The organism is Labrys sp. (in: a-proteobacteria) (assembly GCF_047605565.1).
Taxonomy (GTDB): Bacteria; Pseudomonadota; Alphaproteobacteria; order Rhizobiales; family Labraceae; genus Labrys; species Labrys neptuniae.
Window position 1 is genome coordinate 72589 of record NZ_JASGFM010000026.1, and the last position, 24094, is coordinate 96682.

Below are 24094 nucleotides of genomic sequence, written 5' to 3' on the forward strand. Positions count from 1 at the left end.
CCATGGATTCATTGTGCGAGCGTCCGCATCCCTCCCGCCGCGCTGTCCTGCTGGCCGGCGGCGCCCTGTTCGGCTGGGCCTATCTGCCGCGTTTTGCCCGAGCGGCCGGGACAAGGGATCCGCGCCTGGTCGTGCTCGTGCTGCGTGGCGCGCTGGACGGGATCTCGACCGTGGCGCCGGTCGGTGACCCCGATTATCGCGGATCGCATGGCGATATCGCCCTGGCGCTGGACGGGCCGCATCCGGCCCTGCCCCTGGATGGGTTCTTTGCTCTCCATCCGGCCATGCCGACCTTTGCCCGGCTGTTCCAGGCCCGGCAGGCTCTGGTGGTGCATGCCGCTGCCACCGGCTATCGCGAACGCTCCCATTTCGACGGGCAGGACGTGCTGGAGAGCGGCTTTCCGGGGCCGGGCCATACCGCGACGGGCTGGCTCAACCGCGCTCTCGCCGCCCTTCCTGCCGGCGACCGCGTCGCGCCGCAGGGCGGTCTCGCCGTCGGGCCCTCGACGCCCCTGGTGATGCGGGGTGCCGCGCCGGTGCTCGGCTGGGCCCCGCAAGTGCTGCCGGATGCGGGCGATGATCTCGCCGCGCGGCTTCTCGATCTCTACGACCACCGCGATCCGGTCCTCGCCTCCGCCTTGCGCAGGGGGCTGGAGGCCGAACGCATGGCGGCCGGAGACGGCATGGGCATGACCAGGCGCAAGGGAGGTCTCGACAGTGCCGCCGGCATGCGCCAGGCCGCCGAAGGAGCGGCCCGCCTGATTGCGGCCGATGACGGGCCACGCGTGGCGGCGCTGGCCTTCGACGGCTGGGACACCCATGTCAACGAGGGCGGGGCGACCGGCCGGCTCGCGACCTTGCTTGGTGGTCTCGATGGTGCCTTTGCGGCGTTCGAGAGCGGCCTGGGGCCGCATTGGAAAGATACGATCGTGGTCGCCGTCACCGAATTCGGTCGCACTGCGCGCATCAATGGCACCGAAGGGACCGATCACGGCACCGGCACGGTCATGCTGCTGGCGGGCGGTGCGGTCAAGGGAGGGCGCGTCGTCGCCGATTGGCCGGGCTTGAAGATCGCCCAGCTTCACGAGGGCCGCGATCTCAAGCCGACCACGGATGTGCGCAGCGTGCTGAAGGGATTGTTGGCCGACCAGTTCGGCCTCTCGCCAATGGTGCTGGGATCGACTGTTTTCCCGGATTCGCTGCCGGTTCAACCGCTGGCCGGACTTGTTGCCTGAACCGCAGGGATCGCAATCAAATCAGTCAATCGGTTCGAGATTGTGGCCAAATTCGGCGTCAGCGTCACAAGAATTACTGATTTCTTAGGAAGAAATATTTGAAATAAACCATTGTTGTTCATCTGGCCTTAAGGCGTCAGCCGATATTTTACTGACAATGCTGGGGTAATCAAATCGGAGTTCCTGTTACAATGACGATGAAGATCTGCCTTTCAGCCGCGATTCTTTGCGTGACGACAGCATTGGCGGTCACGCCGGCCTCTGCCGGCGATGGCCGCACCGGTGCTTTCGTCGGCGGTGCAGCGCTTGGCGCGGTCGGCGGCGTCCTGCTCGGCCAGGCACTGGCCGACCGTCCCGCCCCGCCGCCGCGGCCTGCGCCGGTGTATGAGCCGGCCCCGGTCGCCTATGATCCCTATGTCGACCGCCTCGATCGCCTGCATGCAGGCTGCGACAGGGGCGACCGCCGGGCCTGCGTCCAGTTCGGCGAAATGATCGGCGCCCATCGCGAGCGCGTGGCGGAATGGCGCCGTACCCATCCGGACTTCTTCGAGTGGGAATGAAGCATTTTGCGTCGGGGGAACGGGTGGGCGCTTTGGAAACGCCCGTTTCCCAATTATCCATGTGATACGAGCCGAAGAAGGTTCAGCCGGTCGGCCTCATCGTGATCATGCAGGCAATGCCGGCGCTCACCGTGAGGCGCTGGTTGAGGCAGCGGATGGTGGCGAAGCCCTCGGTAACGACCCGGGCCTTGCCGATGTCGCCATCGGCATCGCCGCGCATCACGCCGAGATCGAGTGTGTCCTGCTCGATGTCGTAGTCGCTCTTTTCCGGCCCGATCGCATGCAACAGGCTTTCGAGGTGGGCGGTGAAGTTGATCAGGTCCGCCGGGCTGGCCCGGTCACCCACCAGGCCGATCGAATCGACTACATCGCCGGCGAGGACGATGGTCATCGAGGTGGGCGAACGGGATGTGCCGATCGAGCCGGTGACATCACCTCTCGGCGTGATCGTCGTCAGATATTCGGCGTCGCCGAAGGTGCAGGCATAGGACTCGTCGTCCTTCCCGCGACAGGCACGGATCGGATCCAGCCCGTCCCGGACGAGGCGCACATCGAACAGGTCGATCAGGCGCCGCTCCGTCAGCGGTGCGGATTGGGCCTGGGCTGCGCCGAACAGGGCGCTCGCAAAGAGGATAGATGGCAGCAGGCGCATGGCCGTAGCGAACTCCGGCCCCCCGAGGGGATTAAGCACCCGCCACCTTAAACATTGATGAAAGCGGCCGGACGATGCCGCTCGTCAAAGCACCCTGCCGCCTCAGGCCGCGCGGACTTCCTGTACTTCCGGCACGAAATGACGCAGCAGGTTCTGGATGCCGTTGCGCAGCGTGGCCGTGGAAGAGGGGCAGCCCGAGCAGGCGCCCTTCATGGCGAGATAGACTACGCCTTCGCGATAGCCGCGGAAGGTGATGTCGCCGCCATCGGCCGCCACGGCCGGGCGCACGCGGGTCTCGAGCAGGTCCTTGATGGTCTCGACCGTGTCCTCGTCGGCCTCGTCGAAGAACTCCTCGCCTTCCTCCAGCGGCGCGACATCCTTGTTGAGGATGGGCACGCCGGAAAGGTAGTGCTCCATGATCGCGCCGAGCACGGCAGGCTTGAGGTGTTGCCATTCCACGCCCGAGCGGGTGATGGTGATGAAGTCCGAGCCGAAGAACACGCCGGCGACGCCCTCGATGGAAAAGAGCTTCTGCGCCAGCGGCGATTGCGCGCCCTCGGCGGCATTCGTCATGTGCAGCGTGATGCCTTCGGGCAGCACTTCGCGGCCGGGCAGGAATTTGAGGGTCGAGGGATTCGGCGTCGCCTCGGTCTGAATGAACATCTGTCTCTCCGCTCCAAGGGCCGGGTCAAGGCCGGCCAGGACCTCGCAATTATAGGAGAAGCTGCGATTTGGGCGCAATGCCCTCCACCGCTTCGACCAGCTTGTCGAGATCCTGCGGGCGCGACAGGCGATGGTCGCCATCCTTGATCAGCGTCACCGTCACATCGTCCTCGGCCAAGCTCTCGACCAGCGCCATGGCATGCTGCCAGGGCACGTCCGGATCCTCCATCCCCTGCAATATATGGACGGGGCAGCCGGTTTTCACCATGTCGCCGAGAAGAAGATGGTTGCGGCCTTCCTCGATCAGCGCCCGGGTGATCGGATAGGGCTCGGGCGAATAGTCGGATGGGCGCAGCCAGGCGCCCTTGTCGATGATCTCGCGTTTCACCGCATCGGGAAACTGGTCCCACATCAGCCTTTCGGTGAAATCGGCAGCGGGGGCAATCAGCACCATTCCGGCCGGTGCCAGCGGCGTGCCGGCCAGGGCCCGCGCGGCGAGAAGGGCGATCCAGCCTCCCATTGAGGAGCCGACCAGGATCGGCGGCGTCTTCACGCCTTCGCGGATCACGGCCAGGGCGTCCTCGAGCCAGGAGCCGATGGTACCCTCCTCGAAGCGGCCGCCTGATTCGCCATGGCCGGAATAATCGAATCGCGTCACCGCCCGGTGATGGCGCGCGCCCCACTCGGCCAGAAAACTGGCCTTGGTCGCCTGCATGTCGGAGCGGAAGCCGCCGAGCCATACCACATCCGGGCCGCGTCCGGGCTGGTGACGCCAGGCAATCGCACGGCTGGACGGGCCTTCGCCGACGCTGATCATGGCGGGGTTGCTGGTCATCCGGTCACTTCCTCTTGCTGGTGCGGCGGCGCGTTCTGGTGGGACGCCCGAAAAAATATGCGGGGCCGGCCCGAAAATCCTGCGCTGCATCACCTTTCATTTAGAACATGGGGCGCTCTATAGAGGGTGTCATGGACGAAGGTCCATTGGCCACCCTCATCATCACGCCGAACCAAGCCGGAAAAATCTGCACCCATGTCCGATTTCTCGTCCAAAGCTCGCCCGGTCGGCCGACGGCCGAAGGAGGAACGCTTTGCCGGTATCACCGTGCTGCAGATCATTCCGGCCCTGGATGCCGGCGGTGCCGAGCGCACCACCATCGACATCGCGGATGCGCTGACGCGGGCGGGTGCCCGGGCCCTGGTCGCCACCGAAGGCGGCCGGCTGGTCGGCGAACTGCAGGCCCGTGGCGGCCTTTGGATCCCGTTCAATGCCTCGACCAAGAATCCGCTGCGCATCTGGGGCAATGCCCGGCGGCTGGAACGCCTGGTGCGCGAGGAGAAGGTCGATCTCATCCATGCCCGCTCGCGCGCGCCGGCCTGGTCGGCCCGCCTCGCCACCAAGAAGCTCAACCTGCCCTTCGTCACCACCTATCATGGCGCCTATTCGGCGAGTTCCGAATGGAAGAAGCGCTATAACGGCGTGATGGCGCAGGCCGATGTCGTCATCGCCAATTCGAACTTCACCGCCGCCACCATCAAGGAAAACTGGCCGGAGGCGGCGGAGCGCCTGCGTGTCATCCATCGCGGTACCGACCTGACGGCCTTCACGCCTTCCGCCGTGTCTTTCGAGCGCGTGGAGACGCTGCGCCGGGCCTGGAACGTGGCGCCGCATCAGCGCATCGTGCTGCTGCCCGGCCGCCTCACCGGCTGGAAAGGCCAGCGTGTGCTGATCGACGCCGCCGCCATCCTCAAGCAGAAGGGCATCGAAGACACCGTCTTCGTCCTGGCGGGCGATGCCCAGGGCCGGGACGGCTATGTCGCCGAGCTCGAGACGCGCATCGCCGAGCGCGGCCTCAAGGGGCTGGTGCTGCGCGTCGGCCATTGCTCGGACATGCCGGCCGCCTATCTCTCCGCGGCAGCGGTCGCCATTCCGTCCACCAGCCCGGAGGCGTTCGGACGCACGGCGGTGGAAGCGCAGGCGATGGGCTGCCCAGTGGTGGTGGCCGACCATGGCGCCACCTCCGAAACCGTGCTGGCTCCGCCGGAGATCGTCGGCAATCTGCGTACGGGCTGGCGCACGCCGGTGGGCGATGCCGAAGCCCTGGCCGAGGCCCTGCACGAGGCGCTGACCCTGGGCGCTTCGGCCCGCGATGGCCTCGCGGCGCGTGCCCGCGCGCATGTCGAGGCACATTTCTCGCTGGACGTGATGTGCAATGCCACGCTCGATGTCTATGCCGACCTTCTGATGAAGAGCCGCAAGCTCAAAGACGAGTGAGCGAAAAAGCCGCGAATTGTTCGCCGCATGGCGAGCCCGTGACAGTCTATCGGGCTGATTTGTGATCTAAATTTCGCGCAGCGGGCATGAAAGCGTTGACTTCCGGGCGCTTCGGCAACATCTTCCCGCATCCGGGCGCGGGCTTCGACGCGAAGCCGTCGGCTCGCCCAAATCAATTCATGGTAGAGGAGTTTACCGCCATTCGTCGCCCTATGAGGACAAACGCACCCGTCGTCAAGGACGGCCCGCGCATCAATGAGGAGATTCGGAACCGCGAAGTCATGCTGATCGATCAGGACGGGCAGAATCGCGGTGTCACCGACACCAGGGCGGCGATCGCCATGGCCTTTGAAGCCGGACTGGACCTGGTCGAAGTGGCAGCCAATGCCGAGCCGCCGGTCTGCAAGATCATGGACTACGGCAAGTTCAAGTTCAACGAGCAGAAGAAGGCCGCCGAGGCCCGCAAGAATCAGAAGACGGTCGAGATCAAGGAGATCAAGCTCCGCCCGGCCATCGACGATCACGACTATGACGTCAAGATGAAGGCCATGAAGCGCTTCTTCGAGGAAGGCGACAAGGTCAAGGTCACCTTGCGCTTCCGTGGCCGTGAAATGGCGCATCAGGAGATCGGCTATCGCCTGCTCAACCGTGTCAAGGACGACACCGGCCTGATCGCCAAGGTGGAATCCGATGCCTCGCTCGAAGGCCGCCAGATGGTGATGGTGCTGGCACCGCGCTGATCGAGCCGGATGGATGGAGTGTCGACCACTGGTCGACATCCTTCTTGTCGGCAAAGGCGGTGGCGCCAAGATTGTCGATCTCTCGGCTCCATCGATTGATGGAGCGTGGTCGACGTTCTAGATCTAATGCGGTTCCGGGCCGCCATCGTCGCGCCATGTTCAGGGCACAGGAACAGACAGTTCATCTGTTTCATGCCGTCCCATGGTCCGTTCCCTGACATTACGGCGTTTCGCCTTTCTGACCCTTGTCGTCGCAGGTGGCGTCTTCGTCGACGCCAAGGTGTTGCCGCGCTGGTTTCCGCAGGCCTTTGGCGGGGTCTGGGGTGGATTGGCCGCCCCCGACAATGCCAATGTGCCCGCTTCCTTGCGCGACCTTCCGGTCGTCCTGGTCAAGGGCAGGCGCGATGATGGCCCCGTTGCTATCCTGCTATCGGGCAATGGCGGCTGGTGGGGCATCGATGACGGTATCGCCGAGGGGCTTGCCCGCGCCGGCGTGACCACGGTCGGCCTGAACAGCCTGGCCTATTTCATCCATCGCCGCTCCCCCGACGAGGTCGCGGCCGCGATCGACAGGATGGCCGCCTCGATCGGCCCCGACAGGCCGGTCATCCTGGTCGGCTATTCCTTCGGCGCCGATATCGCTGCCACGATTTATACCCGCCTCTCCGACGACCTGCGCGCGCGCATTCGCCAGGTCTCGCTACTCGGCCTCTCACGGGAAGCCGACTACGCCGTCGGTTTCATGAAGGTCGCCGGCGGGCGCAGGGCGACCATCCCGGCCGTCGACGCCATTGACGGCCCCCATATCCAGTGCTTCCACGGCGCCGATGAAGGCGCGCGGTCGGGCTGCAACGATGTCGATGCCGCAAAGGTGCAGGTGGTCGAAGTCCCCGGCGGGCACCATTTCGACGGTGACTACGACAGGATTGCCAGCCTCATCCTTGAAGGCATGCCGGCGTCGCCGAGCAGCGATCCGATCCGTTATGCGGGGATGGATCGATTCGCCTGGCTGGCCCATCCCGTCGGGATGGAGACGCAGGCGAGCAAACGCTGAAACGATTGAATCGCCGGGTTCCGCTATTTATGTGTGTGCGGCAGGTCCTGGAGCAGAGCACATTCCGGTGGAAGGTTCTTTCGCCCAGTTCCTGGAGTGTTTTGCGATCTGGCTGACTCGCCACAGCGTTTTGTGATTTCCTGGAATCGCCAAGAATCGCAAAGACGCGTCCAAACAAAGAGTTAGGGCAAATAGCCGTTCACACTTGGACGCATTTTGCTCTAGGAATCGCAAAGCTTTGGCACAACGCGATAATGGCTCCAGGCGGATCGATCCATGTCCACTCCCCTCGTCGGCAAGCGTATTCTTCTGATCATCGGTGGCGGTATCGCGGCCTATAAGGGGCTCGAACTGATTCGCCGCCTGCGCGAGCGTGGTGCCGATGTGCGGGCCATCCTGACCAAGGCCGGCGAAGCCTTCGTCACACCGCTCTCCGTCTCCGCCCTCACCGGCGACAAGGTCTATACCGACCTGTTCTCGCTGACGGACGAGGCCGAGATGGGGCATATCGAGATGTCGCGCGATGCCGACCTATTGGTGGTGGCGCCGGCGACGGCCGATCTCCTCGCCAAGATGGCGCAGGGGCTCGCCAATGATCTTGCCTCCACCACGCTTCTGGCCACCGACAAGAGCGTGCTGGTCGCCCCGGCCATGAATGTGCGCATGTGGCTGCATCCGTCGACCCAGCGCAACATCGCCCAGTTGCGCGAGGATGGTGTGCTCTTTGTCGGCCCGAATGACGGTGAGATGGCCTGCGGCGAATACGGGCCGGGACGGCTGGCCGAGCCCCTGGAGATCGTCGCTGCGATCGAAAAGGCCCTGGCGGGCCCGACCTTCATTCCGCTGCCTGGTTCGGTGGCTGCCGATACGCGCCTGCTGCCGGCACTGCCGCTTGCCGGCAAGCATGTACTGGTGACGGCCGGGCCGACGCATGAGCCGATCGATCCCGTGCGCTACATCGCCAACCGCTCCTCCGGCAAGCAGGGCTATGCCATTGCGGCGGCGGCCTTGGCCGCGGGGGCTCGCGTCACCCTGGTCTCGGGGCCGGTTGCACTGCTGCCGCCGCCGGGGGTGAACCTGGTGCCGGTGGAAACGGCGCGCGAAATGCTGGATGCCGTCAGCACTGCGCTGCCGGCCGATATCGCCATCTTTGCGGCAGCGGTGGCCGATTGGCGCGTGGCCGATGCCGGTGCCCAGAAGATCAAGAAGGGCGCCGAGGCCACGCCGAGCTTTTCGCTGGTGGAAAATCCCGACATTCTCGCCACCATCGCAAAGGACAAGGCGCACCGGCCGTCCTTGGTCGTCGGTTTCGCGGCGGAGACCGAGCATGTCGTCGAGCACGCCAAGGCCAAGCTCGCCCGCAAGGGCTGCGATCTCATCGTCGCCAACGATGTCTCGCCGGAGAGCGGCGTGATGGGCGGGGACCGCAACCGCGTTCATCTGGTCTCCGCCTCGGGCATCGAGACCTGGCCCGACATGGACAAGGATGCGGTCGCCCGGGCTCTGGTGGCTCGTTTTGGCGAATTGGCCAGTGCCGCGGCGTGACCGGGGGCCGGTCTTCGGGGCCTGACCGAAAACCGGGGGAACCTCGACTTTTTGTCATCACCGGGCTTGTCCCGGTGATCCAGGGATCCCAGTCTCGATGGGGTTGCGGTATCCGGATGCCCCGGACGAGGCCGAGCATGGCAAAGGTGGAGTTATTCCGGGCCGTGTTGCGAGTTTTGAGACAGGCTCTTCAGACCCATCGACGCCGTCACCTGTCCCCACGATTTTGAAACAGGCGGGTCTGAAGACCCGCCCTCCACGCAGGATTGCCATGACCCTGACCATTCCCGTCAAGAAACTCGCCCATGCCGCCGAGCTGCCGCTGCCCGCCTACCAGAGCGAGGGGGCGGCAGGTCTCGACCTGCCGGCAGCGCTGGGTCCGGGAGAAACCCTGGTTCTTGCACCGATGATGCGTGCTCTGGTGCCGACCGGGCTGGTTTTCCAAATTCCACAGGGCTATGAAGGACAAGTGCGCCCACGTTCCGGATTGGCTGTGAAAAGCGGAATTACCGTTTTGAACGCACCCGGTACGATAGACGCCGATTATCGCGGTGAGATTAAAGTCGCCCTGATCAATCTGAGTGTAGAATCTTTTGCCATCACCCATGGCATGCGAATCGCCCAGTTGGTCATTGCCCCGGTGACGTTGTCTGTCCTGGTCGAAACGGCGGAAGTCGATTCGACCGTTCGCGGCAGTGGCGGCTTCGGTTCGACGGGCACCGCAACCTAAAGCGTTTTGCGGTTCGAAAGAATCATTCGAATCGCAAGGACGCGTCGGAACGAGAAGTCAGAGCAAATGGGCGTTCAGTCTTGAACGCTCTTTGCTCTGGAATAGGACCGTATCAGGGGGTCGACATGCAGTTGCTTTCGCGCCGTTCCTTGCTTGGCCTCGCCGCCGTGGTCGATATCGCCCACCATTCGAGGCCCACGCCGGTCGCCGCCAAGGCTCTTGCTTCCCGGCATGCCTTGCCGCCGCGCCATCTGGAAACCTTGCTGCAGACCCTGGTGCGCCACAATATTCTCAAGGGGGTGCGCGGTCCGCGGGGCGGCTATGAACTGGCCCGCGAGCGGCGGCGCATCAGCGTCGGCGACATCGTACGCGCGGCGATGACCGATGCCGCCGGCGAGGATGATCCGGCGCCTGTCTCCACCCTGGTCGACCAGGTTATCGCCCCGGCGGTGAACCAGGCCTCGCAATCCTTCCTGGCCGAACTCGACCAGATCACCGTCGAGGATCTTTGCCGGGATGCCGAGCGCAAGCATGTCTTTGGCGGCACGCCTGCGAATATCGACTTTGCGATCTGAAAAACTTGGCGATCTAAAAACATTAGAAATATGTAATTCAACATAAACCTCGACATTTTCGTGGATTAATGTTGAATTCCAGCCGCTTTCAATCAAGGACGTTCCCCATGGCGAATGCCAATCATGTGCCCGGCCGCGGCCGCATCTACCAGTCGATCACCGAGACCATCGGCGACACGCCGCTGGTGCAGCTCAACCGGCTGGCCAAGGCCAAGAACGTCAAGGCGCGCATCCTCGCCAAGCTCGAATTCTTCAACCCGATCGCCAGCGTCAAGGACCGTATCGGCGTCAGCATGATCGATGCGCTGGAGAAGTCCGGTCATCTCAAGCCCGACACCGTGCTGGTGGAGCCGACCTCCGGCAACACCGGCATCGCGCTCGCCTTCGTCGCGGCCGCCCGCGGCTATCGCCTGATCCTGGTCATGCCGGAATCGATGTCGATCGAGCGCCGCAAGATGCTGGCCCTGCTCGGCGCCGAACTGGTGCTCACTCCGGCTGCCCAGGGCATGCGCGGCGCGGTCGCCAAGGCCGAGGAGATCGTCAAGGAACTGCCGAGCGCCATCATTCCCCAGCAGTTCCGCAATCCCGCCAATCCCGAGATCCATCGCCTCACCACGGCCGAGGAGATCTGGAACGACACCAAGGGTGACATCGACTATTTCGTCTCGGGCGTGGGCACCGGCGGCACCATCACCGGCGTCGGCCAGGTGCTCAAGCCGCGCAAGCCCGATCTCAAGATCGTCGCTGTGGAGCCGGAGGATTCGCCGGTGCTGTCGGGCGGCCAGCCCGGCCCCCACAAGATCCAGGGCATCGGCGCCGGCTTCGTGCCCGACGTGCTCGATCGCTCGGTGATCGACGACATCATCACCGTCGGCAACCAGACCTCCTTCGATACCGCCCGCCTGCTTGCCCGCATCGAGGGCATCCCCTGCGGTATTTCTTCGGGTGCGGCGGTTGCCGCGGCGCTGGAATTGGCGGCCCGCCCCGGTATGGACAACAAGTCCATCGTGGTGATCGTGCCCTCCTTCGCCGAGCGCTACATTTCCAGCGCCCTGTTCGAAGGGCTGTAAGCCGACCTGCTTGCCACGCAAAACACCCCCGGTCAGGCACTGGCCGGGGGTGTTTTGTCAGGTCATATGGTTCGCGTCTTTCCGGTGCATGGGCATCCTGCCCGTTCTATCTCACCGGCAAACGGTACGTTTCCAAGGACGGGCATCGCGACATGCAAACATGTCGCTGTGATGCCCGTGCACCCGGAGACGGCTCGATCAGATCCAGCTGTCGTCGCTGCCGCCGGAATCGTCCGAATCGTAATCGCCATCATCATCGTCGTCATTCGAATCGTAGCTGGCGTCGCGCACATTGTCGTCGTTGTCGCGGCCCTTGTCGGCGTTTTCGTTGATGATGGTCTCGTTGATGGTGGTGTTGCCTTCGCCCCAGGGAGCAGAGTTGCCGCCGCCGAACAGGCCACCGCCGCCGCCGAACATCGAGCGCACGCCCTCGAACAGCAAGGCGCCGCCGGCGACGCCGGCCGCCGTCTGCAGGGCGCCCTGCAGGAAGCCGCCGCCACGGGCGGGCTGCTCGGCCTGCTGCGGAGGCACCTGCCCTGGCTGAGCCTGGTTGCGCTGGCCACCGAAGCCCTGCAGGGCCGAGCCGGCGCGCTCGAGGATGGATTGCGGCTGTGCAGGCTGCTGGGGCGCCTGCGGAGCTTGTTGCGCTTGCTGGGAGGCCGTTTCGGCGGCCTGCATCTTGGCATGCGCCTCGCGCAGGGCGTGGTCCTGCACCAGGACGGTCTGCACCAGCGCATAGGCTGCGCCGGGCGACCGAGCCATCTCCGTCGCGATGGCGGCTTCCGCCTCGTTATCGCGCCCGGTCGGGGCGGAACTGCGCAGGCGGTTGAACAGGTCCTCGATGAGGGCTTTTTCGTTGGGGGTCATCCTGACTCTCCTTCGCGGCTGCTTCCTGAGGGGGTAGGCCGCAACGCCTCCCATGTGGGTGCTGCACCTCAATCGGACAAGAACCGGCCAGAATTGGGGCGCGTTACAAAGGAGTAATGCCCCGGAGCGCGGACATCCTGTCCGCTCTTGAAACGATACGCTGCCAGGAAATTCGTTTGCCTTCGGCTTTTGCAGAGAAAAACGGGCGTTGTCCTATCCTGATATCTGATTGTTTCAAGAGCGGACAGGATGTCCGCGCTCCAGGCCTCAATGCGCTTCTTCCCAGTTGCCGGCGGCCCGCGCTTCGACCTGCAGCGGCACCTTGAGCTGCAGGGCCGGAAGGGCTGCATGCTCCATCACCTGGGAGACCACCGGCAGCGTCGCCTCGACTTCCTCCTCGGGTGCCTCGAAGACGAGTTCGTCATGCACCTGCAACAGCATCTTGGCCGAGAGCCCGGCCTTGAGGAGGGCGGCGTCCATCCGGCTCATGGCGCGTCGGATGATGTCGGCGGCCGAACCCTGGATCGGGGCGTTGATGGATTGGCGCTCGACGAAGGCCCGCTCGGACGGATTCTTCGATTCGATCGCCGGAAAATGCATCTTGCGGCCGAAGACGGTCTCGACATAGCCATTCGCGCGGCATTCGGCCTTCATCCGGTCCATGTAGTCGCGGATGCCGGGGAAGCGTTCGAAATACTTCTTGATATAGGCGCTCGCCTCCTCGCGGGGAATCGAGAGCTGATTGGCGAGCCCGAAGGCCGAGATGCCGTAGATGATGCCGAAATTGATGGCCTTGGCGCGCCGCCGCACCAGCGGATCCATGCCCGCGACCGGCACGCCGAACATCTCGGAAGCCGTCATGGCGTGAATGTCGACGCCGTCCTCGAAGGCCTTGGTCAGCTGCGGGATCTCGGCGACGTGGGCGAGCACGCGCAGCTCGATCTGCGAATAGTCGGCCGAGATCAGCTTGGCGCCGGGAGCGGCGATGAAGGCCGAGCGGATCTTGCGGCCTTCCTCGGTGCGCACCGGAATGTTCTGCAGGTTGGGCTCGGAGGAGGACAGGCGGCCGGTGGTGGTCGCCGCCAGGGAGTAGGAGGTGTGCACCCGGCCCGATTTCGGGTTCACATAAGTGGGCAGGGCATCGGTATAGGTCGATTTGAGCTTGGTGAGCTGGCGCCAGGCCACGATGCGCCGCGGCAGTTCCAGGCCCTGGTCGGCCAGGTCCTCCAGGATCTGGGCCGAGGTCGCCCATTGGCCGGTGGGGGTCTTCTTGCCGCCGGGCAGTCCCATCTTGCCGAACAGGATGTCGCCGAGCTGCTTGGGTGAGCCGACATTGAAGTTCTCGCCGGCAAGCTCGTGGATCTCGGCCTCGAGCCGGGCGGCGCTCTGGGCGAATTCGCCGGACAAGCGCGCCAGGATCTGGCGATCGATCATGATGCCGCGCGATTCCATCTTGGCGAGCACGGCGACGAGCGGACGCTCCAGCGTCTCGTAGATGGTGACCAGCCCCTCGGCGACCAGGCGGGCCTTGAGCAGCAGCCACAGGCGCAGCGTGACGTCGGCATCCTCGGCGGCATAGGCGGTGGCGCGCTCGATGGTGACCTGGTCGAAGCCGATCAGCGACTTGCCGGAGCCGCAGACCTCGGAAAAGGCGATCGGCTTGTGGCCGAAATGACGCACGGACAATTCATCCATGCCGTGATTGCCGCGCCCGCCATCGACGACATAGGACATCAGCATGGTGTCGTCATAGGGCGCGACCTTGACGTTCTCCTCGCCCATCACCAGCGTGTCGTATTTGAGGTTCTGGCCGATTTTCAGCACGCCGGGCTCTTCGAGCAGGCCCTTCAGCCGCTTCAGTGCCTCCGATGCATCGACCTGCCCGGCCATCATGCCGCCGCCGAACAGGTCCGCCTTGTCGCGATGGCGCAGGGGCACATAGCAGGCCTTGCCCGGCTCGACCGACAGCGAGAAGCCGACGAGATCGGCCTGCAGGGCGTCGAGCGAGGTGGTCTCGGTGTCGAAGGCGACATAACCGAGTTCGCGGGCCCTGCTGATCCAGCCGTCGAGCGCTTCCAGGCTGGCGATGGTTTCGTAGGAGCCGGCGTCGAAGGGAATGGCGGTGAGCCTGGCCTTGACGCTCTCCACCACCGCGGAGGGTGTGCCGGCTCCGGTGGCAACTGCCGGCGCAGGAACGGCGCCGTCGGCATCTGGCCTCGGCGCCGGCGTCCGGGCCGGGGCGGGCGAGAAATCGCTGTCGGGGATCTTCAGTGCCTCGTCGGGCGGGATATCGGCGACGTCGAGGCCGGCATCCTCGGCGATGCGGCGGGTCAGGGTGGAGAACTCCATCGCCTTCAGGAAGGCGATGGCGCCCTTGGCATCGAGGCCGGGGGCGATGAGATCCTCGATCGGCGTTTCCAGGGTGACGTCGGTGACCAGTTTGACCAATTCGCGCGAGATGCGGGCGAGCTTCACGTTTTCGGGGTCGATCAGGCTCTCGCGGCGCTTGGGCTGCTTGATCTCGCCGGCCCGGGCGAGGAGGCCTTCGAGGTCGCCATATTCGTTGATGAGCTGCGCCGCCGTCTTGACGCCGATACCGGGCACGCCGGGGACATTGTCGGTGGAATCGCCGGCCAGGGCCTGCACATCGACCACCTTGTCGGGCGTCACGCCGAACTTCTCCAGCACCTCGGGCTCGGCGATCAGGCGCTCGGGACGCGAACCCTTGGCCTTCTGGTCGCCGGAAGCGGGATCGAACATCACCACGCCGGGCTGGATGAGCTGCATCAAATCCTTGTCGGCCGAGACGATGGTCACGTCGGCGCCGGCCTTGACGGCAATGTCGCAATAGGTGGCGATCAGATCGTCTGCCTCGTAGCGGGACTGCTCCACCGGCTTCAGGCCGAAGGCGCGTACGGCAACCCGCATCAGCGGGAATTGCGGCACCAGCTCTTCCGGCGGCGGGGGACGGTGGCCCTTATAAGGCGGGTAGATCTCCTTGCGGAAGGAGTCTTCAGATTTGTCGAAGATAATGCCGAGATGGGTGGGCTGCTTGCCCATTACCCCTTCCTTGATCATCTTGTGAAGCACGTTGCAGAACAGGCGCACCGCCCCCGTCGGCAGGCGGTCGGAGCGGTAATTGTAGCGGGCGTCCTGGTTGATCGACTGGAAATAGGCCCGGAAGATGAAGGATGAGCCGTCGACCAGGAAGACGTGGTCGCCCTTTCCGGGGGGGCGCGGAGCAGGAGTCATCAGGGCCTCGTCTTCGGTCTGTTCAGGACTGATTCTTGGAGCGCGATCATACAGGCTCGCATCGAGAAGGCGAGACCATGGATAAGTCCTCCCAGGAGGGCCCTCCCCGCGATTGCGCCCAACCTTCCGCGCCCCTACATTCGCCCCATGGCATTCTCATCCGAAGAGCTGGAGCGTTACGCCCGGCATGTCGTCATGCATGAGGTCGGCGGCGCCGGGCAACAGGCCCTGTCGCGGGCCCGTATCCTGGTGGTCGGCGCCGGCGGGCTCGGCGCCCCCGTGCTGCTCTATCTGGCGGCGGCAGGTGTCGGCACGCTCGGTATCGTCGACGACGACATCGTCTCGCTCTCCAACCTGCAGCGCCAGATCATCCATGCCACGCCCGATATCGGCCGTCCCAAGGTCGAGACGGCAAGCGAGGCGATCGCACGGCTCAATCCGCATGTGACGGTGGTTCCGCATGCCCTGCGCATCGATCCCGCCAACGCGGCTGACCTGATCGCCGCCTATGACCTGGTGATCGACGGCTCGGACAATTTCGACACCCGCTATGCCGTCTCCGATGCCTGCTTCTTCGGCCGCAAGCCGCTGATCATGGGGGCGCTCGGCGTGTTCGATGCCATGCTGACCACATTGCGGCCCTTCGAGAGGAATGCCGAAGGCGAGCCCAACCCGACCTGGCGCTGCCTTTTCCCGCAAAAGCCGCCGCCGGGCACCATTCCAAGCTGTTCGGAGGCCGGCGTGCTCGGCGCGCTTGCCGGCGTGGCCGGCTCGATGATGGCGCTGGAGGCGATCCGCGAGATCGTCGGCTTCGGCACCGGGCTCACCGGCCGCCTGATCCATCTCGATGCGCGCGACATGCGCTTCGGCGAAACCCTTTATGGCTGGGATCCCGACAACCCCCTGAATGGCGAAGCCGCGCAAGCAACGGGCGAAACGGCGATGGCGCTTCGCGGCTGAGTGTGGCATGTCTCGCTGCCATGACCGAACCGCGATCCTATAGCCGCGTCTTTCTGCGCGCCCTCAATCTCGAAGCCCATATCGGCTATTACGAGCATGAGAAGGGCGTAACCCAGCCCCTGGTCGTGGATGTCGAGTTGACGTTGGCCGAAGCCCGTTTCGGCGACGACGATATCGAGGGCACGATCGATTATGACAAGATCGCCGCCATCGGCCGGGACCTGGCCGCCAGCCATGTCGACCTGCTCGAGACGTTCGCCGAGCGGCTCGCGCAGCGCTGCCTTGCCTTCGACCGTGCCGCAACCGTGCGCGTGCATGTCGAAAAGCCGCGCGCCGTGCCGGGCGCCATGGCCGGCGTCGAGATCCTGCGCGTCAAGTAGCCGGCCGCGGCCGCGATAGCCATCCAACTCGATTACAATTTGGCAAGGCTGGGTTCCCAGGCCGGGCGCGTCCCTCTATTTTGCCCGCGATTGTTCAATCGGGTTGAGATTTTCCATGGAAAAAATGATCGAGCGCTGCCTTGTCGCCTCGCGCTGGGTGCTGGCGCCCTTCTATATCGGGCTGGTCATCGCCCTGTTCGTCGTCCTGCTGAAATTCGGGCAGGAACTGCTGCATTATGTCGTCGGCGCCTATGGCTTCACCACCGAGGAAACGGTGATCGGCGTGCTGGAGCTGGTCGATCTTGCCCTGCTCGGCAGCCTGATCCTCATCGTGATCTTCTCGGGCTATGAGAATTTCGTCTCGAAGATCGATGGCACCGAACATCTGTCCTGGCCGTCCTGGATGACCAAGGTCGATTTCGCCGGCCTCAAGCTCAAACTGCTGGCCTCGATCGTGCTGATCTCGGCCATCCAGCTCCTGAAGGGCTTCATGCAGATCGAGAAGCTGACCGACCGCGACCTTTATTGGCTGGTCGGCATCCATATGGTGTTCATGATCTCGGGCGTGTTGCTGGCCTTCTCGGACCTGTTGCAGGCCAAGGCGGGCCATCCCGACGATTGAGGTCGCGGCTTGGCGCTGCTCGACTGCCCATGCCGCCTTCAGCCGGAAGGTAGGCTTCGGGCCGTTTCTACGGTGCCGCAATCACCTGGCTGCAGGCGGCGGGCAGATCGCTCAGGGTGAGCTGGCGCGGCGGGTGCGGCGGCTTGGGGCGCGGCTTGGGATGCAGCACCGCATCCGAGAACCAGTAGTCGAGTTCCTTGCCGCAGCCCTCATCGCCTGTCGGCGGCTTCTGGGGCGTGCAGCTCGGGCTGCCGCGCGGGCAGGTGATGCGGACATGGAAATGATAGTCGTGCCCATACATCGGGCGCACCTTGCCGAGCCAGGAGCGGTCACCGGTGGCATCGCGGCACATCGCCTTCTTGATGGCGGCGTTGACGAAGATGCGTTCGACCGCCGGATCCTGGGCGGCGGCGCGCACGATGCCCATCTGGCCCGCGGTCCACGAGCGTGAGACGTCGAGCCGGTCCGGGCGCACCATCATCACGGCACTCTTGGTCTCGCGCTCGGCGACGCTGAGCCTGCGGTTCGGCATGGGCGTCAGCCAGATGTCGGCATCGAGCCCGATCTGATGCGAGGCATGGCCTGTCAGCATCGGGCCGCCGCGCGGCTGCGCCATGTCGCCGATCAGGATCCCGGGCCAGCCGGCCACGGTCGGGGCCTTGGCCGCGAGATTCTTCACCACCCGGATGACGGCAGCATTGCCCCAGGCGCGATTGCGCGAGGGGCGCATGACCTGCCAGGTCGGTCCATCGGCCGGCAGTTCCACGCCGTTCGACAGGCAGCCCTTGGCGTAGAAGCCGATCGAGCCGAGGCCGATATTGGTCGGCGTCTCGGCGCGGCCGAAGAGCTGCTTGGCGGGGGTGGCAGCCGTCACCGCGCCGAGCGGCGGCAGTTTGTAGCCGGGCGGGGTGATGTCCTGCGCCGCGGCCGATCCTCCCATGGCCAGGAACGGCAAGGCGGCCAGGGCCAAGCCGCATTTGAGCGACGGAAAGGTCCGGACGAAACGGCGCATGCGTGCTCCCGCGAAATGATTCGTGACCGCATCCTAACCTGTCTTTTCCCAAACGGCAGCATCGGCGGTCGGAAGGGGACGGGTGGCTCGATTCTGCAAACCGGCTCGGGGAAGGCGAGCGGAAACCGAAAATTAACCATGTTCGATTCATGCTTTGTTCGGTTCCGGGCGGACTTGCATCCTGTGCGAAAGCGCATGGCGAATAAGGGCCCGGTACGGCCAATGTCAGCGAACCGCATCGAGGAACCTGTCATGCCTGCCCCGCATCTGAGCGCGAAATTCCGCTGGATCGCCGTTGCCTTCACGCTCTTCGTCGCCGCGCTCTGCCAGCTGGCCCCGGCCTCCGCGGGCGTCGTGGCCAAGGTCGATATCGCCAGGCAGCGCATGACCGTGATCGTGGACGGCAATGTCGAGGCGGTCTGGGCCGTGTCGACCGCGCGGCGCGGCTATTATACCCCGCGCGGCATCTACCGCCCCAAGCTGCTCAAGCGCATGCATTACTCCAAGAAATACGACAATTCGCCGATGCCCTATTCGGTGTTCTTCAAGGGGGGCTATGCGGTGCACGGTACCTATTCGGTCAAGCAGCTCGGTCGTGCCGCTTCCCATGGCTGCATCCGGCTGGCGCCGTCCCACGCTGCAGCCCTCTACCAGCTCATCCGGCACCGAGGCATGTCGGATACGCGCGTGGTGATCGGCTAGCCGCTGGATTTCACCGAACTGGGCCGGTAATCGCCTCGAATCTGCATATCAGCCGTGCACATTCGCGCGAGAGGCCATTCCGCTCCTTGACGCTGGGCCGGTGCATTCCTAGCTTGAGGGCAACGGATATTTGCATGGCGATTCCGCCATTCCCGCTGTGGAGATTCTCGAAATGGGTGCCAACACGATCAAGGTCACGGATGCCTCCTTCGCCAATGACGTGCTGAATTCGGCTGAGCCGGTCGTCGTCGATTTCTGGGCCGAGTGGTGCGGTCCCTGCCGCATGATCGCGCCCGCTCTCGACGAGATCGCCACCGAGATGGCCGGCAAGGTCAAGATCGCCAAGCTGAACGTCGACGAGAACCCGCAGATCGCGTCGCAGTTCCGCGTGATGTCGATCCCGATGCTCATCGTGTTCAAGGACGGCAAGCCCGTCGCCCAGAAGGTCGGCGCCGCTCCCAAGGGCGAGTTGTCGCGCTGGGTTTCGGCCTCGGCGGCCTGAGGCGAAAACTCGCTTCAGCATCTGCTTTGTGAATGAAGGCGGCCTCCGGGCCGCCTTTTTCATGCCGCCAACGTTGCCGCACGCAGGGCATCGGCATCGCCGATCTTCAGGCCGATCGCCTCGATCGCCTGGCGTGCCAGCACCACCAGTTCGGCATTGTCCCGGGCCAGCGTGCCGTCGGGGCGATGAAGGTTGTTCTCGAAGCCGACGCGGGCGTGCCCGCCGAGTCGGGCTGCGGCGGTGACGCAGGCTGCTTCCTGCGGCCCGAAGGCGCACAGGCTCCAGGGATCGAAGCGTGGCATGTCCTCGGCGAGGAAGGGCAGAAGATCGACGGGGCTGGAGGTCTGGTCCGCCGTATAGCGGCCGAGAACATAGAGCACGGGCAGTTTTTCGTAGGGGATGAGGCCCCGCTGCTGCATGTCGGCCAGGCGCACGGCTTCGTCCGGCGTGTAGAGGATGATCTGCGGCATGGCGCCGATCAGCCTGAGGAACAGCAGCAATTCGGCAAAGGCTGCTTCCTCAGCGGCAACGGGCACGAGTTCGCGCAAGGCAAGCGATACCGCCTCCGGCCTGGTGGCGCGGATGACGGCCCTTTGTTCCGCCGGTGAATAGAGGCCGAGCGCCTCGCTGGTGACCTGCACCACGAGATCCTTGCCCGTCACGGCGGCAATCGCGGCGATGACGGCGCGATAGGCCTCGGCATCGAGCAAATGGCTGCCATCCTTGCGCCGGACATGGACATGGATCATGGCCGCCCCGGCCTCGAGACAGGTTGCGGCCGTCTGCGCCAAGGCGGAGGCCGTCATCGGCAGGGCCGGGTGATCCGCCTTGGTCCGTCGGCCGCCATTGGGAGCGACGGCTATGAAACGGGGGGCGCAATCCAGCGTAGCCGACAAATCCGTCTCCGGGTAAGGATTCATTTGTATCAATATGATAGCATATGATACATTTGTTTCAATAATCCTTCCGACGGAGCACAGGGCATGACCAAGCTTGTGGATCTCGACGGCCTGGCCGAGGAGATCGTCAGGGGCTTTGACGCGATGCCGGCGCAGATCAAGGCAGCCGCGCGCTATGTGCTGGAGAATCCGCGCGATGTCGCCCTTCTGTCGATGCGGGAACAGGCCCGCCGTGCCGGCGTGCAGCCGGCGACCATGATGCGGCTGGCCCGGCAATTGGGTTTCGACGGTTACGAGGCCCTGCGGGAACGGCATGCCGATACGCTGCGGGAAGCGCCGACAGGTTTCGCGGGCAAGGCGGGCGACCATCTTACCCGGCAGGAGTGCGGCGGCGACGGAGACCTTGCCGCCGCCATGCTCGCCATGCTCGGCGCCCAGCTTGGTGGGCTTGCTACAGCCAAGCCGCTTGCCGCATTTGCTGGCGCTGCGCAGGCGCTTGCTTCAGCACGCCGCATCCATTGCCTTGGCCTGCGGGCGAGCCATCCGGTCGCCTGGCACCTGCATTATGCACTCACCCTGATCGGCAGGCCCAGCGTGCTGCTCGACGGGATCGCCGCCACCGGCGCCGACGCCCTCATCGGTGCCACCCCGGGCGAGGTGATGGTGGCTGTCAGCCTGCAACCCTATACGCGCCTCACCCTCGAGCTCGCCGAGCATGCCGCTTCGCATGGGCTGTCGGTCCTCGCCATCACCGACAGCGAAGTGGCGCCGCTGGCCAGGATCTCGCGCCATCACCTCGTCGTGCCGACGGCCAGCCCCTCCTTCCTGCATGCCGTGACGCCGGCCTTCGCGGCGGCCGAAGTGCTGGCTGCGCTGGTGGCCGGCCATGACGGCGAAGCCGCACTTGCCGCCTTGCGCCGGACCGATGCGCATCTGGCCGCCCTCGGCACCCACTTGACCCAGCGTCCCCAGCCGAAACTTCCTGGAACCTCTCCATGAGCCATCTGCTCCATCGTGCCGCCAATGCCGTCATGCCGGTCGCCGCCGGGGGGCGCGGCATCGAACTGATCGATGCCGCCGGCAAGCGCTATATCGATGCCTCGGGCGGGGCCGCGGTCTCCTGCCTCGGCCATGGCCATCCGGCCGTGCGGGAGGCCCTGCACCGCCAGCTCGATATGCTCGCCTATGCCCATACCTCTTTCTTCACCACCGAGGTCGCCGAGCAACTGGCGGATTGCCTGATCGCCCATGCGCCTGCCGGGCTGGAGCGGGCCTATCTCGTCAGCGGAGGCTCGGAGGCCGTCGAGGCGGCCCTGAAGATGGCGCGGCAATATTTCGTCGAGAAGGGGCAGCAGCAGCGCCGGCATGTGATTGCTCGGCGCCAGAGCTTTCACGGCAATACGCTGGCGGCCCTCGCCGCCGGAGGCAATCAGTGGCGCAGGGCCCAGTTCCTGCCGCTGCTGATCGAGACCCATCATATCGATCCCTGCTTCGCCTATCGCTTCCAGGCACCGGGCGAGAGCGACGAAGCTTATGCAGCGCGGGCCGCACAGGCCCTTGAGGACAAGATTCTCGAATTGGGGCCGGATGAAGTCCTCGCTTTCCTGGCCGAGACGGTGGTCGGCGCCACGGCGGGCGCGGTGCCGCCCGTTGCGGGCTACTTCGCCCGCATCCGCGAGATCTGCGACCGCTACGGTGTCTTGCTCATCCTCGACGAAGTCATGTGCGGCATGGGGCGTACGGGCACGCTGCATGCCTGCGAGCAGGAGGGCGTGGCGCCTGATCTCATGACCATCGCCAAGGGCCTCGGCGGCGGCTATCAGCCGATCGGCGCCGTCCTGCTCAGCGGCGCGATCTTCGAGGCCTTCGCCGGAGGTTCGGGATTCTTCCAGCATGGCCACACCTATATGGGCCATGCCATGGCCGCCGCGGCCGCCTTGGCCGTACAGGAGACAATCGTGCGCGATAATCTTCTGGCCAATGTCGTCGTCATGGGCGGCCACCTGCAGGAACGGCTGGAGCAACGTTTCGCCAACCATGCCCATATCGGCGACGTCAGGGGCCGCGGCCTGTTCCGCGCCATCGAGTTCGTCGCCGAGCGCAGCAGCAAGCAGCCCTTCGATCCCGCGCTCAAGCTCCACGCCGCCGTCAAGCGCGAGGCCATGGCGCGCGGGCTGATGATCTACCCGATGGGCGGTACCATCGATGGCGTCGAGGGCGACCATGTCCTGCTGGCACCACCCTTCATCATCGAGCGCAACGCGGTCGATGCCGTGGTCGAGCGCCTTGGCGATGCGGTCGATGCGGCCGTGGCCAGCCTGCCGGTGGCAAAGCGCCGAACGATTTCTTGAGGCTGAGAGGGGGCCGGGTCAGACACGGCTCTATCGACGCAAGCCGAAATCCCGTCTAGCAATGAGACCTTCGGAGGCGTGCGCCGCCGGCGGGCCGTTGATGCGGTCCCGGGGAGCGGTCGTGCCGAGATGATCGATGTTCCCGAGCAAGTCGGGTGCAGCGGAGGCCTGATTCTCTCAACCTGGTTCGAATCAGGCTCTGAACGTCAAGGAAATGAGCGCGGCGTTCCGGCCTCGGGGGGCGGAAACCGCGCAGTCAGAGGAGGAGCCTATGCACCACGTCCGTCCGGTGACCGTCACCGGTCTTGTCGTCGCACTGACCTTCGCACCCCTTGCAGGGGCCCATGCCGCTTCGCCGGCGCCGGTGGAGGCCGAGCACGGCATGGTCGTCACCACCCAGCGCCTGGCCACGCAGGCCGGCGTGGACGTCCTCAAGAAAGGCGGCAACGCCATCGATGCCGCCGTGGCGGTCGGCTACACGCTGGCGGTGGTCTGGCCGGAAGCCGGCAATATCGGTGGCGGCGGCTTCATGACCATCCGCACCAAGGACGGCAAGTCGACCTTCATCGATTTCCGCGAGCGGGCGCCGGCGGCCTCCACCAAGAACATGTATCTCGACGACAAGGGCAACCCGGTGAAGGGCGCCTCCACGGATGGCTATCTCGCCGTCGGCGTGCCCGGCTCGGTGGCAGGCTTCGAATATGCCCGCGAGAAATATGGCTCCCTGCCGCGCAAGGATTTGATGGAAGCCGCCATTCGCTATGCCAAGGATGGCTATGTGCTCGGCCAGGGCGACGTCGCCTCGGTGAAGGAGAATGCCGACTGGCTCAAGCGCGATCCCAACGCGGCCAAGATCTTCCTGCAGGCCGACGGCAAGCCGCATGCGGTCGGCGACACCTTCAAGCAGCCCGATCTCGCCGCCTCGCTTTCCGCCATTTCCGAAAAGGGCCAGGATGCCTTCTACAAGGGCGCGATCGCCGATGCCATCGTCAAGGCGTCCGGCGCCAAGGGCGGCATCCTCAAGAAGGAGGATTTCGAGCAGTACAAGGTGCGCGAGCTCGAGCCGGTGAAGTGCAATTATCGCGGCTACGACATCATCTCCTCGCCCCCGCCGAGCTCCGGCGGCGTGATCATCTGCGAGATCCTCAACGTGCTGGAGGGCTATCCGCTCTCCTATCTCGGCGCTGATTCGGCCAATACCGTGCATCTGATGGTGGAGGCGATGCGCTACGCCTATGTCGACCGCAATTCCAGCCTGGGCGATCCCGATTTCGTCAAGAACCCCGTCCCGCATCTGCTCGACAAGAACTACGCCGCCGAGATCCGGGCCAAGATCAATCCCTACAAGGCCGGCGTTTCCAAGGAGCTGATGCCCAAGGGCATGGGCGAGTCCAAGGAAACCACGCATTATTCGATCATCGACAATGACGGCAATGCCGTCGCCGTCACCT

The 24094-nt window shown here is 64.9% G+C and carries 24 protein-coding genes; 17 read left to right on the forward strand and 7 right to left on the reverse strand.

The features are described 5' to 3' along the window. The first annotated feature begins 2 nt into the window (after window positions 1-2). A complete protein-coding gene (locus QM672_RS21440; protein WP_415084981.1) occupies window positions 3-1235 on the forward strand; it encodes a DUF1501 domain-containing protein in 1233 nt (410 codons plus the stop codon). Between the two features lie 230 nt (window positions 1236-1465). After that, on the forward strand, window positions 1466-1795 hold the full coding sequence (locus QM672_RS21445; RefSeq protein ID WP_311939829.1) for a hypothetical protein: 330 nt from the start codon (window positions 1466-1468) through the stop codon (window positions 1793-1795). 82 nt (window positions 1796-1877) lie between these two features. Here QM672_RS21445 and QM672_RS21450 read toward each other — a convergent pair whose 3' ends face one another. The 3 genes from QM672_RS21450 to QM672_RS21460 all read right to left on the reverse strand — a co-directional run bounded on the left by QM672_RS21450 (window position 1878) and on the right by QM672_RS21460 (window position 3945). Continuing rightward, the gene (locus QM672_RS21450; RefSeq protein WP_415084983.1) at window positions 1878-2447 is read right to left on the reverse strand and encodes a hypothetical protein; all 570 of its coding nucleotides are present in this window, start codon (window positions 2445-2447) and stop codon (window positions 1878-1880) included. A 102-nt stretch (window positions 2448-2549) separates the two neighbouring features. Further along, a complete protein-coding gene (locus QM672_RS21455) occupies window positions 2550-3110 on the reverse strand; it encodes a NifU family protein (RefSeq protein WP_311939824.1) in 561 nt (186 codons plus the stop codon). Window positions 3111-3159: 49 nt separating this feature from the next. Continuing rightward, window positions 3160-3945 carry an alpha/beta hydrolase gene (locus QM672_RS21460; protein ID WP_415084985.1) on the reverse strand — a complete coding sequence of 262 codons (786 nt, stop codon included), beginning with the start codon at window positions 3943-3945 and terminating at the stop codon, window positions 3160-3162. 195 nt (window positions 3946-4140) lie between these two features. On the opposite strand from QM672_RS21460, the gene QM672_RS21465 reads away from it, so the two are divergent. The 7 genes from QM672_RS21465 (at window position 4141) to cysK (ending at window position 11096) form a co-directional block, all read left to right on the forward strand. Then, window positions 4141-5382: a glycosyltransferase family 4 protein gene (locus QM672_RS21465; protein ID WP_367623679.1), complete on the forward strand. Its 1242-nt coding sequence runs from the start codon at window positions 4141-4143 to the stop codon at window positions 5380-5382. A 200-nt stretch (window positions 5383-5582) separates the two neighbouring features. Next, the gene (gene infC, locus QM672_RS21470) at window positions 5583-6122 is read left to right on the forward strand and encodes a translation initiation factor IF-3 (protein ID WP_371260377.1); all 540 of its coding nucleotides are present in this window, start codon (window positions 5583-5585) and stop codon (window positions 6120-6122) included. Between the two features lie 202 nt (window positions 6123-6324). Next, complete coding sequence (locus tag QM672_RS21475) at window positions 6325-7176, forward strand: AcvB/VirJ family lysyl-phosphatidylglycerol hydrolase (protein ID WP_367623680.1); 852 nt, start codon at window positions 6325-6327, stop codon at window positions 7174-7176. A gap of 276 nt (window positions 7177-7452) precedes the next feature. Next, entirely contained in the window at window positions 7453-8721 is a 1269-nt protein-coding gene (gene coaBC / locus QM672_RS21480; protein ID WP_311939817.1) for a bifunctional phosphopantothenoylcysteine decarboxylase/phosphopantothenate--cysteine ligase CoaBC, read from the forward strand. Window positions 8722-8992: 271 nt separating this feature from the next. Continuing rightward, a complete protein-coding gene (dut, locus tag QM672_RS21485; RefSeq protein WP_311939815.1) occupies window positions 8993-9451 on the forward strand; it encodes a dUTP diphosphatase in 459 nt (152 codons plus the stop codon). A 125-nt stretch (window positions 9452-9576) separates the two neighbouring features. Continuing rightward, on the forward strand, window positions 9577-10026 hold the full coding sequence (locus tag QM672_RS21490; RefSeq protein ID WP_311939813.1) for an RrF2 family transcriptional regulator: 450 nt from the start codon (window positions 9577-9579) through the stop codon (window positions 10024-10026). Window positions 10027-10133: 107 nt separating this feature from the next. After that, a complete protein-coding gene (gene cysK, locus QM672_RS21495) occupies window positions 10134-11096 on the forward strand; it encodes a cysteine synthase A (RefSeq protein WP_068292673.1) in 963 nt (320 codons plus the stop codon). A 198-nt stretch (window positions 11097-11294) separates the two neighbouring features. On the opposite strand, the gene QM672_RS21500 is transcribed toward cysK, so the two are convergent. Further along, the gene (locus tag QM672_RS21500) at window positions 11295-11963 is read right to left on the reverse strand and encodes a DUF2076 domain-containing protein (protein ID WP_415084989.1); all 669 of its coding nucleotides are present in this window, start codon (window positions 11961-11963) and stop codon (window positions 11295-11297) included. A 267-nt stretch (window positions 11964-12230) separates the two neighbouring features. Further along, complete coding sequence (gene polA, locus QM672_RS21505) at window positions 12231-15215, reverse strand: DNA polymerase I (protein ID WP_415084991.1); 2985 nt, start codon at window positions 15213-15215, stop codon at window positions 12231-12233. 147 nt (window positions 15216-15362) lie between these two features. Between polA and QM672_RS21510 the strand changes: the two genes are divergently transcribed. The 3 genes from QM672_RS21510 to QM672_RS21520 all read left to right on the forward strand — a co-directional run bounded on the left by QM672_RS21510 (window position 15363) and on the right by QM672_RS21520 (window position 17177). Continuing rightward, window positions 15363-16175, forward strand: a complete 813-nt coding sequence (locus QM672_RS21510; RefSeq protein ID WP_367623684.1) for a HesA/MoeB/ThiF family protein — start codon at window positions 15363-15365, stop codon at window positions 16173-16175. A gap of 20 nt (window positions 16176-16195) precedes the next feature. Beyond that, entirely contained in the window at window positions 16196-16555 is a 360-nt protein-coding gene (gene folB / locus QM672_RS21515; RefSeq protein ID WP_210249987.1) for a dihydroneopterin aldolase, read from the forward strand. A gap of 115 nt (window positions 16556-16670) precedes the next feature. Further along, window positions 16671-17177 carry a TIGR00645 family protein gene (locus QM672_RS21520; protein WP_068292686.1) on the forward strand — a complete coding sequence of 169 codons (507 nt, stop codon included), beginning with the start codon at window positions 16671-16673 and terminating at the stop codon, window positions 17175-17177. 67 nt (window positions 17178-17244) lie between these two features. On the opposite strand, the gene mepA is transcribed toward QM672_RS21520, so the two are convergent. Next, a complete protein-coding gene (gene mepA / locus QM672_RS21525) occupies window positions 17245-18189 on the reverse strand; it encodes a penicillin-insensitive murein endopeptidase (RefSeq protein ID WP_415084994.1) in 945 nt (314 codons plus the stop codon). 252 nt (window positions 18190-18441) lie between these two features. Between mepA and QM672_RS21530 the strand changes: the two genes are divergently transcribed. Further along, a complete protein-coding gene (locus QM672_RS21530) occupies window positions 18442-18891 on the forward strand; it encodes a L,D-transpeptidase (RefSeq protein ID WP_311939797.1) in 450 nt (149 codons plus the stop codon). Between the two features lie 172 nt (window positions 18892-19063). After that, window positions 19064-19393, forward strand: a complete 330-nt coding sequence (gene trxA / locus QM672_RS21535) for a thioredoxin (RefSeq protein WP_068292695.1) — start codon at window positions 19064-19066, stop codon at window positions 19391-19393. A 59-nt stretch (window positions 19394-19452) separates the two neighbouring features. On the opposite strand, the gene QM672_RS21540 is transcribed toward trxA, so the two are convergent. Continuing rightward, window positions 19453-20289 (reverse strand): 3-keto-5-aminohexanoate cleavage protein, encoded by an 837-nt coding sequence (locus QM672_RS21540; RefSeq protein WP_311939793.1) that lies wholly within the window; start codon window positions 20287-20289, stop codon window positions 19453-19455. A gap of 99 nt (window positions 20290-20388) precedes the next feature. Between QM672_RS21540 and QM672_RS21545 the strand changes: the two genes are divergently transcribed. The 3 genes from QM672_RS21545 to ggt form a co-directional block, all read left to right on the forward strand. Continuing rightward, entirely contained in the window at window positions 20389-21291 is a 903-nt protein-coding gene (locus tag QM672_RS21545; RefSeq protein ID WP_311939913.1) for a MurR/RpiR family transcriptional regulator, read from the forward strand. Next, entirely contained in the window at window positions 21288-22643 is a 1356-nt protein-coding gene (locus tag QM672_RS21550) for an aspartate aminotransferase family protein (protein WP_311939791.1), read from the forward strand. The genes QM672_RS21545 and QM672_RS21550 overlap by 4 nt, the downstream gene beginning before the upstream one ends. A gap of 271 nt (window positions 22644-22914) precedes the next feature. After that, window positions 22915-24094: gamma-glutamyltransferase (gene ggt / locus QM672_RS21555; protein ID WP_415084998.1), on the forward strand; the 1180-nt coding region annotated here is incomplete at its 3' end.